This is a genomic window from Planococcus sp. TJ-302 (genome assembly GCF_058268455.1).
In genome coordinates, this window is sequence record NZ_JBZDOI010000002.1 from 85,522 (window position 1) to 99,467 (window position 13,946).

Consider the following 13,946-nt stretch of genomic DNA (forward strand, 5'->3'; position numbering starts at 1 on the left):
AGGCGGACACCCTAATGAATATCAAACGTTTATCAGCCCTTCTCATCTTCCTGTTTTTGCTCCTTGTATTGGCCGGTTGTTCGAATCCACTGACTGAGATTGGCAGCACAAGCGGCAGTAGCAGTGGCTCGGATTCTGCACCTGCCTCTCCTTTTCCCGAAAATCCGAATGAGGACTTGGAATTTGATACCGGCAATTTGAAGGAAATTTGGCTCGCTGGAGGCTGCTTCTGGGGAGTCGAAGCTTATATGGCAAGGGTTTACGGTGTATATGATGTCACTTCCGGCTATGCCAACGGCGACACGGAAAACCCCTCATATGAAGATGTGACGCGCCGGAATTCCGGACACGCGGAAACGGTGCATGTACGCTACGACCCGGAGCGTGTCGATTTGGAGAAGCTGCTTTCGCATTATTTCATGATCATCGACCCGACGCTCTTGAACCAGCAAGGCAATGACCGCGGCGAACAATACCGCACCGGTGTTTACTATAAAAATGAAGCGGACCGCGCTGTCATTGAAAATGTCATGGCTGGCGAAGTGGACAAATACGATGATCCGATCGTTACGGAAGTCGAGCCGCTTGTTCATTATTACCTTGCGGAAGAATACCACCAGGATTACCTTGAGAAAAATCCCGACGGTTATTGCCACGTCGAGTTCGACTCGCTTGAAGACCAGGAAGTTCCGGCCTTGATTGACCCGGCACTGTACCCTAAACCAAGCGATGAAGAACTGAAAGCGGAACTGACTGAAATACAGTATAGCGTCACCCAAAAAGATGACACTGAAACCGCTTATTCCAATGAATACTGGGATAATTACGAACCTGGGATTTATGTGGACATCACAACCGGTGAACCACTGTTCTCTTCAAAAGACAAATACGATTCGAAAACCGGCTGGCCAAGCTTCACAAAACCGATTGAACCGGCTGTCGTGACTGAACACGAAGACAACGGTTTTTTGGGAACACGGATTGAAGTCCGAAGCCGCTCCGGCGACAGCCACCTTGGCCATGTTTTCGACGATGGCCCGGAAGACAAAGGCGGTTTGCGTTATTGCCTCAACAGCGCATCGCTTCTTTTCATCCCAAAAGATGAGATGAAACAGAAAGGATACGGCTATTTGGAAGGCATGCTGCAATAACACAATAAAAATAACTGCCCGGTAAATAAGGGGCAGTTATTTTTTGTTGAGGCGGAGTTTCTTCAGGCAATTCTTTTAAATAGGGGGAATCTTTTTCCTTACTGGATTCCATGTTGATTTCTTCTCGAAATGGCTTCACTCTAACTTAAACTATACAGAAAAAACGGTTGAAGATTTTAAAATCGATTCAACTCTCAGGCCATTTAAACCCATCATAATAATACTTTTTCTTGAGTTGGCTAAGATCGTATTCCCATTCTGCGATAGCGTGCTGGTATTTCTGTTCACCATTCTTCTGTCTTTTTCTTAGCCTTACATTTGCACTAATGATATTGACCACTTTCTTTAGTCCTAATGCCGGTATCGCTCTTCGCAGAACTTCCCATCGTTCATCTCTTGTGATGCCACTAATCCGGTATCCCATTTTATTCAATTCACTTTGCTCGCTGAACAGCGAATCTTCGATTGAATCATTTGAAGAAGATGGTTTCGTATCAATTGAACCCCATTGAATTCCTTCGGTTTCCACACTTTGTTTTTCTCGGACAGGGTGCTTTATATTTGTAAGTTGCCTATGTTTAAGAACCAGTGGTGCGTATCTTGCCAGCAGTTTATCAAACTCATCCTTGACCATGTATATCTCTTTGAGCAATAAATCGATAAAGATGGTTTCTACTTCTGTATACAAGTAAATCTCCCGTGAGTTTTTCGTTTCGTAAAGCGGCAAAATAGCTTCCCTCTCGACTAAATTATATTTTCGTATGAATGTCTCAAGGACTGTTAGATCAATGACATTCACTTTATAGCGATAAATGGAAGGCTTTAAAGAATTACTCAATGCAGTAAGGTCAGTTGCTGCAGATGAACTAATGGATGTTGAATTTTCATAATACGTCTTTTCCCGCTGTTTCTTTTCTTTTGCCACTTCTAAATCATTTCTTACCTGCAGGAGCGTATCCTCCCATTCATCTTCGGCGTCACGCTTATCCACTGCTTCCTGTGAAATTTTGGTCAGCGGTTTTTCTTTGACTGAGGGCTTTATAGTCTCAGAGAAGAGTTTTTTCTTTTCTTTAGCTGCTTCTAAATCCAAGCGGACCTGAAGCAGTAAGTTTTCTCCTTCACTAACTCTCAGCTATTTTCTTAGCTCTTGAATATCTTTTTGCAGCCGCTTTATTTCTTCTACCTGATTAGCGTATTTCCGAAGCTCTTCTATCTCTTCATTTTGACGTTTAATGGTTAATTCATGTCCAGCCACTACCCGCTTAATTTCTTTTTCAGCTGAAGTAGCTGCTTCAATGATTCTTGATTTAAAATCCATAGCTAATCCCTTTCTGCACTCAAATGGATATATTATACAACTAGTTATATAATAGCATAATTTCAGGAATTGCCGATCTCCGCAAAATGAAATTCAAATCAATAAAGAGTAGGTTTCATTTCTATCGTTATTTTCTTATTCAGATACTTTGCTAGGTCTTTAGCTCCCCAAAACTCTCTCTAGAAATGCAAAATATAGTGAAGCACACTGAATGTCGTTTTAAACTCAATTTTTGCCCAACATGGCCCTTTCACCTCGAAAATTTCTTTCCCATTAACTTTATTCCTGTATATAAATTTCAGGGACAAAACTGCATTATACAAGCAAGCTTTATTTTTCTGTAATACTTAGAGAGATTTATTTTATTTAAATACTCTAAAATCTATAGTATTTTTTTGATATTTATTATAAAATAAGTTCAACTAACATCATATTCCTACCTTTTCAGCAATGAACCCACCAAATAACTACACATTTAAACAACGGATAAAGGAGGTCCTATTCCCTCAAAGTGCATATTAATGAAAGTTTAAGACTCTATGCTCCATCGACTAGAGGACAAACCAAAATCTAATTATGAAATGGAGAGAGAGAATATGAAAAAGTACTTCACAATCCTAATGGCGCTTTTCTTGATCTTTGGCGCATCTTCTGCCGCGCTTGCGAACGATGACCATAATGACGATCGCAAAGACGGCTATCATGACAAAGACAGAGACCGGGACTTTGATAGAAAACGCCATCACGATGATGATGACGACGATAAAGACAGAAAACGCTATCACGACGATGATGACGATAAAGACAAAAAACGGTATCATGACAAAGACAAATACAAACACAACGGCTATTTCAAACATGGCAAATACTATCACAAAAACGGTAAATTCTTTTACAAACATGGCGACCATTTCCACAAACTTGGAAAATACGTTTACAAACACGGCAAGTTCCATTATTTCTTCGACAAAAAACACCATTACAACCGTCATTAATGGAATTTAGCAGGAAAGAACCAAACCCCTAAAAAGGAGTTTGGTTCTTTCTCAGTTTTTATGGTGTATATTTTCTTCATTTCCAATAAAAAAACGCAATAAAACCCGCTCCCAGACTCAAATCCTTGAAAGCGGGCTTATTTAATTTTTCATCCATTTGTAAATTCCGACAGCCGCTGCTGCTCCGCCTGCAATGGCGTATGCACCTTTCCAGTGAAGAGGATATTCCTTCAAGCCATAAGGAAACGGCGCTTTATCCGTATAGCTGTAACGGGACAGTATATTCAGCGCAGGCGTCTCGATGCCGGCCGGTTCGATCAACTCGTAAAATTCATCGGTCAGCTTTTTGACTTCGTCGGGCACGGATTTCAAGTGGCCCAAGCTGTTCTCGAACATTTCGCTCCGTGCCAGTTTGGCGAGCATCAGCACCAGCAGCGGCTCGGGAATCACTTCGAATGCACGCAAGCCTCGCGGTGTAATCTCTACCCCTACTTTGCGAAGCCCCTCGAACGCTTCCCGCAGTGCACGGACGCACAGTACACGGGCGTCACGGGTCGCGGCAAAACGCTCCAAATCGGTACCACATGCGTAGATGGCTTGCGCCAATGTCGGAACAAGCAGCGCGACATGCGTTTTCAGCCAGTCGTCGATGTCATTCCGTATCTCCACCTTGAACCCGCGCATCGACTCCAGCACAGCCTTGACTTCAAGGGTTCTCGGCAGCGTCCGCCCATCGACTTCGCCGATTGGCAAGGTCCACTTATGGTGTTCATCGACCGGGAGCATGCGAATTACGTGCCCTTGCCGATAACCTCCAGGAAATGGGAAGCCGGAAACCACACGCTCTTGTCCCAATGCACTAACTAGCCGTTCCTGCCCTTCTGCATTGTTCATCATGAACAAGAAAGTAAGAACTTTTTTATTCGCCGCCAATGCCGGAAGAATTTCAATCACTTTGTTCTTTCGCATCGGCACGATGACAAGGTCGTAATACGCCTCTGGATCGAAGCTGTCAACAACCCGCACTTTGGTAACCGTTATTTTCTCCGTTTCAGTATTTTCGATAACGACGCCCAAGCGTTTCAATTCCCACTGCCGCTCACCGTGGTCAAGCACCGCGATGTCGTGCCCCGCTTCTGTCAGCCGCTCCGCAAACAAGCTGCCAAAAGGCCCAGCGCCATAAATCAGTATTTTCTTTGCCATGGAAATCACTCCTGTAAATAACGGATTCCATTTTCCTGGCTGCGGTTCAACCCAATTAAAAACAGCCGCTCCTAATTGCCCTTTACCCTTCGAACGCTTTCTGCAATTCCAGCAAGTCCAGTTTACTCATCTGCAGCATGACTCGGGTGACACGCTCCACCCGTTCTGAATCTTTGTCTTCAAGCATATCATCCAACTGGACAGGCACTACTTGCCAAGACACGCCGAATTTGTCTTTCAGCCAGCCGCAATTCTGCGCTTGCTCGTCTCCTCCCACAATGAGCCTGTCCCAGTAATAGTCGATTTCCTCCTGCGATTCGCAATTGATGATGAACGACACCGCTTCAGTAAATTTGAACGCGGAATCGCCGTTGAGCGCGATGAATTTCTGGCCTTCTAGGGTGAATTCGACCGTCAGGACGGTCCCTTCCGCCATGCCATGGAGGTCAAAGCCTTCTTTTGAATAATAAAGGATACGCCCAATGCTCGCGTTTTTGAAAATGGATACGTAATAGCGGACTGCTTCCTCCGCCACTTTCTCGAACCATAGATTGGCTACAATTTTCTGTATTTTCTGCTCCATTCCAATACCTTCTTTCGATTAGATTTAAGAGCGGCTATGTATTTTCACTCCCATTATACTATGTAGATGAGTCGAATTGTTTATATTTATTTAAATATTCGAAAAACTATAGTATTTATTTGATCGATGTTATATACTGACTTCAATGAATAGCATATTTATATCATTTTACATATTTTTAAAAAATAATTCTAATTTTTAGCTATGCTAATCTTCGTTGTCGGTTTCGCCTACCGATTTGCTGGGCATGGACAGCGGGGCTCTAAACAGAAAGCAGCGCAGCAATTGCCCTGCGCGTGCCTAGCAGACAGGCAAAATGGTTTTGTGAAATCTCGACGAAGTTATTAGCGTAGCTGGAATATAAAACTCACACAAAAAAAGGGGGTCCTAATCTCTAAAAGGACATATAGATGAACGTTCCAGCTTCTATGCAGTCAACAGCCTAGACAATGGACAAAATCTAAATGGAATGGAGAGATTGACTATGAAGAAATACTTTATGATCCTGATGGCGGTTCTTTTGGCGTTTGGATTCTCTTCTACTGCATTAGCTGGCGGCGGAGACCATGACCGTGATCACGATGGATACCATCATGACTACGACAAAGACAAAGATGATGACAGATACAAAGACCGTGACGACCACTACGACAAAGATGATGATAGATACAAAGACTATGACAAAGACTACGACAAAAAATTCAAAAAGCATAAAAAGAACAAACATTACCACAAACATTACACTAAACACGGCAAATATTATTACCATTACCACAAACATGGCAAACGCCATCACCACCATAATCACAAAGGCCACCACCGCCATTAACATGAAAGGATCGGGCAGTTCCAATAGCCCGGTCCTTTTCTATTGTTAAACTGCTCCAGATTTCATTAAAATAAAAGTAAATTTAACATTCTAAATTATAGTAATTTTTTGATATTTGTACTATACTATTTACATAGAGTTACATACACAAGGAGGCGCATATGAAGAAAAATGAGTGGATTTTTGAGTAGCGGTCAACGTCTAGATACTCTGGCCCGTTTTGAAGTTATTTGCTCAGCTAATAAAAATCTGCTTTTAAAGGAGAAATAGAAAATGAAGAAGTTTGCTATGATCTTAATCACCCTATTATTAGCATTCGGATTCACTTCTGTATCATTTGCGCACGACGGCCATCATGGAGATGATGATTCCAAAAAAGTCACTTATCGCGATGGCGTCACGACCATTGTAAAAACGAAACACGAAGTCACTTATGACAAAGTGGTCAAACGCGAAAAATCTTCTGAATATGTAACTGAGAAGAAAGCCGAGAAATCCACTTATCGCGAAGTCGATGTGAAAGTGAAAAAAGAATACCATCCTCAAAAAGACTGGTATCGCGAAGTGAAAACCCGCACCACGTATAAAGTGATTAAACGCGTCACATGGGATGAAGTGACACGCTACGACACCATTAAAATTTTCACAACGCCAGTGAAAATTACGAAAACCACTGTCACTACCATCAAACATTACGGCAAACCGGGCAGCGGTGGTAAAGTTTTCTATAAAGACACTGAAGTTTACCGCGACAAAGAGTTTGGAAAAACTGAACGCAGAGTCGTCAAAGAAACACACGTTGAGAATAAGAACTACAAAACGACTTACAATAGAAAAGTGATAAACGTTGAAGTAAGCAAAGGCAAATGGATTAAAGACGATCACGGAGAAGACGACGACGATGATAAAAGAGGCGACGACGACTGAATACCGGGGGCTTTCCCAAAGCCATGGACTATGGCTTTCCGGGAAAGTCCTTTTTCTATGTTTCACATTCGGCTAATGCAGTTCCTAATAGCCTTCCACAGCTCCCCTTCCTTTCTTCATTGTCCCTGCTGGCCTGACGTGGTACGTTAAAGCAAGCAGAACTTTGAATTTAGAGAACCGGGAGCTGATTTTTTGAGACAGAAAAGTTTGAATGGAAAAATCGCCATCATCACTGGTGCGAATAGCGGAATCGGCTTTGAAGCGGCCAAAGAGTTGGCCACCCGAGGTGCACATGTCATTTTAGCGGTACGCAATATGGAAAAAGGCTCAAAAGCCAGAAGGGTGATCATTGCCCTTACCCCCCATGCGAAAGTCGAAGTAATGCATCTCGATGTCGCCGACCTGGAAAGCATCCGCTTTTTCAGTGAACAAATCAAGAGCCGGCTGCCTTCACTCGACTTGCTGATCAATAATGCAGGCGTGATGATGCCCCCTTATTCAAAAACGAAAGACGGCTTCGAGCTGCAGTTCGGCGGAAACCACCTTGGCCATTTCGCTTTGGCTGGACGTTTGCTGGCGCTTCTTGAGAAAACACCGGGCTCGCGAATCGTCACCATCGGCAGCCTCGCCCACAACCGTGGCACAATCGACTTCGACAACCTTGATGGCTCAAAAGGCTATAAAGCGAAAAAGTTCTACAACCAAAGCAAGCTTGCCAATATGCTGTTCGCGATAGAGCTTGATAAGCGGCTCAAACGAAATGGCTTCCAAACCATCAGCGTAGCTTGCCACCCGGGGATTTCGGCAACAAATATCTTCAAAGTCGGCAAATGGGACGCGCCGAAAGTATTTCGGAATTACGCCAATCGTTTCTTGCAGCCGCCCCACATGGGCGCTCTGGCGACTGTCTACGCAACTGCAGGCGAAAGCTTGAGCGGCGGTGAATACATCGGCCCCGACGGAAAAGGCGCGAAAAAAGGATTTCCTGCCTTGGAACTGCCTCACCCTTCAGCATTGGATGAAGCAGTTGCACGCAAGCTATGGGACGCGTCCGAACAATTGACTGGCTTGAAGTTTGATTTCACAAAATAAAATAGATTCATATCGCAATCAGGCTGCCGTGAAATTTACGGCATTTTTTTGTGTCGCTGCTGAATCGCGAAGCTTAAAGAAAAGCCGTTCTGTTTGTTCCTGCCTGAAACTAATGATACGTTTAAGGAAATCTTTCTACCCATTCAGGAGCTGAAATCATGGAACAACATTCATTGTATGGAAAGACGGCCATCATCACCGGCGCCAACAGCGGCATTGGCCTCGAGACGGCAAACACCTTTGCTGAACAAGGTGCCCGAGTCATTATGGCGGTACGGAATATAGAAAAAGGCCATGCAGCACGCGATTTGATCAAAAAGGATCATCCTTATGCGGAAGTTGAAATCATGGAACTCGATTTGGCAGACCTCGACAGCATCCGCTTTTTCGCTGAACGCTTTCAGGACAAGTTTCCTTCGCTCGACTTGCTGATCAATAACGCCGGGGTCATGACGCCGCCCTATGCCAAAACAAAAGACGGCTTCGAGCTGCAATTCGGCAGCAATCATTTGGGGCATTTCGCATTGACCGGACATTTGCTGCCGCTCCTTTCGGCTACTCCCAATTCACGCGTTGTCACCGTCAGCAGCCTCGCTCATAAAGGTGCTGATATATTCTTCGACAACCTCGACGGCACAAACGGCTACAAGGCCATGAAATTTTACGGCCAAAGCAAGCTTGCCAACCTAATGTTTGCGCAAGAACTCGATAAGCGTTTGAAACAGCATGGCCAATCGACAATCAGCATCGCTTGCCATCCCGGCATTTCTGCAACAAACCTGTTCAAATTCGGCGGCAAGGACGCGCCGGGCTTCCTGAAAGGGATCTTGTATAAATTCCTGCAGCCCGCAGACATGGGCGCATTGCCGACAATCTTTGCTGCCACGTCTCCAGCGTTAGCTGGCGGCGAATATATCGGCCCGGATGGCAAAGGGCAGCGCAAAGGCTACCCCGCTATCGATACACCACATCCGGATGCGGATAACAAAACTGTTTCCAATAAACTCTGGGATATTTCGGAGCAATTGACCGGCGTGACATTTAATTTTTAATTAACGGCACATCCAATCCCTTTACATTAAAAAGCTACAGCGTTCAGAATTATTTTGAATAATCCGTCATTAATTGTTAAACTATTCAATGAAAGGCTTTCTGTTAGTTTAAATTTTCACGATAAAATTTATCTAAGGAGCTGGGATGATGAATCAACAACAATTCGACCGTGTGAAGAATGAAAAAGGCTTTGTGGCCGCACTTGACCAAAGCGGCGGCAGTACGCCAAAGGCGCTGAAGCTTTACGGAGTTTCAGAAGACCAATATTCAAATGAAGAGGAAATGTACGACTTAATCCACGAAATGCGGACGCGGGTCATGACGGCCCCTTCCTTCAATTCCGACTCGATTTTGGGTGCGATCCTGTTCGAACAGACAATGGACCGTGAAGTTGAAGGCAAGTATACACCGGATTACCTCTGGGAAGAAAAAGGCGTCGTGCCTTTCCTGAAAGTCGATAAAGGCCTCGCTGACGAAGAAAACGGTGCGCAATTGATGAAGCCGATTCCGAATCTTGATGAACTGCTGCAGCGGGCAAACGAACGCCATATTTTCGGCACGAAGATGCGTTCGGTCATCAAAGAACCGAATCCAGCGGGCATCCGCAAAGTCGTGGAACAGCAATTCGAAGTGGCTAAGCAAATAATGGCTGCCGGCCTGGTGCCGATCATCGAACCGGAAGTTGATATCCACAGCGCAGACAAAGAAAAATCCGAGGAATTGTTGAAGCAGGAACTTCTGAACTTTCTCGATTCACTGGGTGAAGAAGAAAATGTCATGCTGAAATTGACGATCCCGACCGTCAACAACTTCTATAAAGAATTGATTGACCACCCACGTGTAATTCGTGTGGTTGCGCTGTCCGGCGGCTATCCGCGCAAAGAAGCCAATGAAAAATTGGCGGCCAATAACGGCCTCATTGCCAGCTTTTCCCGCGGCTTGTCCGAAGGCGTCAGCGCCAGCCAATCCGAAGACGAGTTTAATGCGTCCATCGAGGATTCCATCCAGACCATTTACGAAGCGTCGATTACCTGAACGATATACCCATCAAAAAAGAAAGGCGATTCCGTTGTGACCGGAATTGCCTTTCTTAGTTTGGGTGAATTCAAAAACAAATAGATTATTTACAGCGGCATCAAGAGAGTTGTCATGTACTTCAGTAAATACAGCGAACTGGTGGACAGGCATTTCATCTTTGATATCAATGCATCTTTAAAGTCTTTTGCGATTGCAGGCATAGTGTCTGCCACCTTCTTTAAGTAAGATTAGTATAATGCAGCGGCGGCTTCAATGGTATGTTGCTATTTCTGCATCGCGTTGTAACTTTTATCCACATTCAACGGTCTAACTTGTAAATCGCTTTATAAGGAGAGAGAACCATGCGGACATGGACAATTTTATTGCTCGCAGTGCTGGCACTTTTGCTTGGCGCTTGCGGCACACCCGACGAAGGCACAAATGGAGGGAAATCAGAAGGAGGCAATGAAGGCGAAATGGCCGCAACACTCGAAAAGTCAAATGCCGGCTACCGCTATACCCTGAAAAACGGCACGGATAAAGCAGTGACATTTAACTTTACAAACAGCCAGCGCTTCGATTTTGCACTTTACAACGAAGCGGATGAACAGGTATTCCTGCATTCCTCAGTCAGCTCATATGCTCAGGTGCTCGGTGAGGAAACCGCAGCAGCCGGCGGCGAACTGAGCTATGAGCTGGAGGTTCCGCCACTTGACCTTGAGCCTGGCACCTATAAGATTGAAGCCTGGTTCACACCGCAGCAAGGACCTGCTTATCCAGCAGAGAATGAGTATGTAGTGGAATAACTATATAAGTTGAATTAAAGAAGTAGCATATTGAAAACCGCTTCGGTCGCTTTGGGCAAGGCTCTCGCCATGAGCCGAGAAGAACACTCATCTCATAGCTAAGACCTTTCTGCTTCTGCATCACTTCGCCTAGCTTCGAAGCAAAGGAAACAGTCCAAATTCCATTTGGCCATTTCCTTGCCTAGCCCCTTGACGCGCCGTCGCTAAGATATCACTCGATATGGAGCAAAATAGCGGAGAAAACCGTACTGCTCCTGTCCCTGCATCGCTACGCTAGCTTCGGGACAAAAAGTACGTTGCAGCACTGCGTGCTTCGTCGCAAAGACTTGCCCTCGCAGGCTTCGGTTAAGTCTTGCCTGCGGAATAGCGAGACAGCCGATACCCCGCTAGGCGCGAAGCGACTGAGGAGGCCTGGCGCTCGCCCGCGGCAAGCGCAGCTGTTTTGCGGAATATCGATTATTAACTATAAATCCAACTTATATAGAAACCCCATTTGATCAAATAAAGCGATTGCCCTAGTTTCATTTATGCGCCGACAGGGAAATTCCCTTAGAGAGAGTTATTACTTAATTGGAGGAATTTCAGTGAACTTGACAACACATGCTTTATTAACAAAAGAAGATTTCCAAACCCGTACCGATCTGCCGGAATGGCTGCTGAACGAATACCAGACTTTCCACAACACGGTCACCGATAAAACCTTCCCCTGCTATTTCGGGATGAGTGGTGAATTGAAAGGCGAACTCCGTTATGCTTATGTGACGCAGGATGATTGGAGTAATTTGCCGGCAGCGGTTTCCAGTTTCCTGGAGCTGTTCGACGACCCGAAACACAAACGCCACGGCTTGTTCGTCTTTGTGGAGCCGTTTGAAACGGAAGGGTCGATTGAAGATTACCGTAAGCAGTTCTGGGACTTGCTGCAGTATATGCACGATGTCGACAAAACGGAATGGCCCGCTGAGGCACCGCGCGACCCAGACCATTATTTATGGGACTTTACGTTCGACGGCGAACCGATTTTCGTTTTCGGCAACACCCCTGCATACAAGCAGCGCAAGACCCGCCACCTCGGTAATGCCATGGTGCTGGGCTTCCAGCCGCGCCGCATATTCGAAGGTTTGAAAGGGACGGAAAAAGGCGGCGTCATGTCGCGGGATAAAGTCCGCACCCGTGTTGAAGCGTGGGATCATTTGCCGACGCATCCGGACATCAGCCATTTCGGCGACCCGACGCATAACGAATGGAAGCAGTTCTTCATCGGTGACGACAGCGAGCCGATCCAAGGCAAATGCCCGTTCACGCATAAGGAAATGAAAAAGTGAAGATGCAAAAAAGAGAGCGTTCCGTTGAGGATAGCTCTCTTTTTATGCATTCATTTAATTTAGAAAAAGCGTAGGTTTCATTCGCCTTCCGGCTCTTGCTGCGGTAAGTTTGCGCCGACTACTTCTGCTAGTTTGCGGACACCTTCGACAATCGCTTCCACGTCGGCATAGCTGAACGAAAGCCGCAAGTATTCGCAGCGTCCTTGGTCGAGATGAAAATGCTTGCCCGGAACGTACGATACGCCGGCCGCTAATGCGTGCGGCAGCATTTCCGCTGTATCGATACCCGGAAGCTGGAGCCACATGAAGTAGCCCCCTTCTGGTGCGTACCATGTAACTGCGGGTGGCATGAATTGCTCAAGCGCCTGGATCATCGCCGTGCTTTTCGCGCTATACACACCCGTTAGCGACTCCAGATGCGCGTCGAAATCAACGGCTTCCAGAAACGACGCCATGACCGACTGCGCAAATGGATGGTTCAGGTCTTTCTTGAACCATCCTAAGGTGCTGACCAACTTCTCGCCGCCCGCTACCCAACCAATGCGCATGCCGGGTGCGACGACTTTTGACAGCGACCCGATATGGATGACGCGTTCACTGTTGCCGTCCATCGCTTTCAGCAATTCAGGCTTATCACCAAAAGTTAATTCGCCGTATGCATCGTCCTCCAGGATGAGGAAACCAAATTCTTCGGCCAGCTCAAGCAGATGGCGCCTGCGTTCCGGCGACATCGTTGTGCCTGTCGGATTTTGCGAAGTTGGGATCGTATAAAGGATGCGCGGCAGCGTTAACCCTTCGCGTTTGCGGTTTGCCAGCATTTCTGCAAATCTTGCGGTATCCATGCCTTGCCCATCAACGGGGATATTCATAAAATGCTCCGTGTAATTCCGGAACACTTCCAGCGCTTCCATATATGTCGGAGATTCGAGCGCGACGACCGCCTTATCGTCTAATAAAACACGAGACACCAGGTCAATCCCCTGGCACGCACCGGAAGTCACAAGCAGCTCCTCGTCCGTCAGTTCCACGCCCCGCTTCGCCATCCGCTGGCGGAGAAATTCTTTCAATTGCGGAATCCGCGGACTGCCGATGTATTGCAGCGGCAGATCCTGCTCTTCATCGAGCAGCCGGATGGTAGCGGATTTTATGGCTTCAGCTGGTACTAATTTAGGCTCCGGATAGCCTGAACTCAATCGGATGCAGCCTTCAGGCAATGTCAGTAGCCATTGCCCCGGTGGATCGTTTTTGAAGGCCAGGCTGATATCTTTTGAAAATGGAAATGTTTGCGTCACAAAGTCGTGCCCCTTTCGTTATCCAGTTTGCTTTGTCTCCATTCTACAGATTATTGGCGGCTTTGAATATCGTGAACTGACATTAGGCTAGCGAATCGGTTACACAACAGTTGGTATTCTGTCTTGGCGGAATGCCTTCTTTTAATCGCAGGAACCTTTCGCCCAAGCGAAAGGCTTTTCATCATTGCCTTTTTGAACATTGGAATGATGCTTAATTTGCTAGTGCAATTTAATTTTCCAGAAGTTCATGTTACCGATTGATTAGTGCATGTTAAAGTGGGATTAACTCATGCTGACGCGAGACTTGTTCATGTTAACGCCAAAACAGTGCTTGTAAAATTTTATCTAGAATGCGCGA

General features: G+C 45.8%; 14 protein-coding genes. 9 read left to right on the forward strand and 5 right to left on the reverse strand.

The features are described from left to right. Positions 1–14 precede the first annotated feature (14 nt). A complete protein-coding gene (msrB, locus tag AC4EHB_RS11375; protein WP_490981553.1) occupies positions 15–1,151 on the forward strand; it encodes a peptide-methionine (R)-S-oxide reductase MsrB in 1,137 nt (378 codons plus the stop codon). Between the two features lie 187 nt (positions 1,152–1,338). On the opposite strand, the gene AC4EHB_RS11380 is transcribed toward msrB, so the two are convergent. Beyond that, positions 1,339–2,241, reverse strand: a complete 903-nt coding sequence (locus tag AC4EHB_RS11380) for a hypothetical protein (protein ID WP_490981554.1) — start codon at positions 2,239–2,241, stop codon at positions 1,339–1,341. A 42-nt stretch (positions 2,242–2,283) separates the two neighbouring features. Continuing rightward, the gene (locus tag AC4EHB_RS11385; RefSeq protein WP_490981555.1) at positions 2,284–2,469 is read right to left on the reverse strand and encodes a hypothetical protein; all 186 of its coding nucleotides are present in this window, start codon (positions 2,467–2,469) and stop codon (positions 2,284–2,286) included. A 596-nt stretch (positions 2,470–3,065) separates the two neighbouring features. Between AC4EHB_RS11385 and AC4EHB_RS11390 the strand changes: the two genes are divergently transcribed. Continuing rightward, positions 3,066–3,464, forward strand: a complete 399-nt coding sequence (locus AC4EHB_RS11390; RefSeq protein ID WP_490981556.1) for a hypothetical protein — start codon at positions 3,066–3,068, stop codon at positions 3,462–3,464. A 141-nt stretch (positions 3,465–3,605) separates the two neighbouring features. On the opposite strand, the gene AC4EHB_RS11395 is transcribed toward AC4EHB_RS11390, so the two are convergent. Both AC4EHB_RS11395 and AC4EHB_RS11400 read right to left on the reverse strand, forming a co-directional pair. Continuing rightward, positions 3,606–4,667 carry a ketopantoate reductase family protein gene (locus AC4EHB_RS11395; protein WP_490981557.1) on the reverse strand — a complete coding sequence of 354 codons (1,062 nt, stop codon included), beginning with the start codon at positions 4,665–4,667 and terminating at the stop codon, positions 3,606–3,608. A gap of 82 nt (positions 4,668–4,749) precedes the next feature. Beyond that, positions 4,750–5,250, reverse strand: coding sequence for a VOC family protein (locus AC4EHB_RS11400; protein ID WP_490981558.1), 501 nt, complete (start codon positions 5,248–5,250; stop codon positions 4,750–4,752). A gap of 484 nt (positions 5,251–5,734) precedes the next feature. Here AC4EHB_RS11400 and AC4EHB_RS11405 point away from each other — a divergent pair, with 484 nt between their 5' ends. The 7 genes from AC4EHB_RS11405 (at position 5,735) to AC4EHB_RS11435 (ending at position 12,296) form a co-directional block, all read left to right on the forward strand. Continuing rightward, complete coding sequence (locus AC4EHB_RS11405) at positions 5,735–6,079, forward strand: hypothetical protein (RefSeq protein WP_490981559.1); 345 nt, start codon at positions 5,735–5,737, stop codon at positions 6,077–6,079. A 273-nt stretch (positions 6,080–6,352) separates the two neighbouring features. Further along, complete coding sequence (locus AC4EHB_RS11410) at positions 6,353–7,006, forward strand: hypothetical protein (protein ID WP_490981560.1); 654 nt, start codon at positions 6,353–6,355, stop codon at positions 7,004–7,006. 192 nt (positions 7,007–7,198) lie between these two features. After that, entirely contained in the window at positions 7,199–8,098 is a 900-nt protein-coding gene (locus tag AC4EHB_RS11415) for an oxidoreductase (protein ID WP_490981561.1), read from the forward strand. Positions 8,099–8,256: 158 nt separating this feature from the next. Further along, the gene (locus AC4EHB_RS11420; RefSeq protein ID WP_490981562.1) at positions 8,257–9,150 is read left to right on the forward strand and encodes an oxidoreductase; all 894 of its coding nucleotides are present in this window, start codon (positions 8,257–8,259) and stop codon (positions 9,148–9,150) included. Between the two features lie 148 nt (positions 9,151–9,298). Further along, positions 9,299–10,186 carry a fructose bisphosphate aldolase gene (locus tag AC4EHB_RS11425; RefSeq protein WP_490981563.1) on the forward strand — a complete coding sequence of 296 codons (888 nt, stop codon included), beginning with the start codon at positions 9,299–9,301 and terminating at the stop codon, positions 10,184–10,186. Between the two features lie 344 nt (positions 10,187–10,530). Continuing rightward, entirely contained in the window at positions 10,531–10,974 is a 444-nt protein-coding gene (locus AC4EHB_RS11430) for a BsuPI-related putative proteinase inhibitor (protein ID WP_490981564.1), read from the forward strand. Positions 10,975–11,558: 584 nt separating this feature from the next. Further along, positions 11,559–12,296 carry a YqcI/YcgG family protein gene (locus tag AC4EHB_RS11435; protein ID WP_490975932.1) on the forward strand — a complete coding sequence of 246 codons (738 nt, stop codon included), beginning with the start codon at positions 11,559–11,561 and terminating at the stop codon, positions 12,294–12,296. Between the two features lie 77 nt (positions 12,297–12,373). On the opposite strand, the gene AC4EHB_RS11440 is transcribed toward AC4EHB_RS11435, so the two are convergent. After that, the gene (locus AC4EHB_RS11440; protein ID WP_490981565.1) at positions 12,374–13,588 is read right to left on the reverse strand and encodes an aminotransferase-like domain-containing protein; all 1,215 of its coding nucleotides are present in this window, start codon (positions 13,586–13,588) and stop codon (positions 12,374–12,376) included. Positions 13,589–13,946 lie beyond the last annotated feature (358 nt).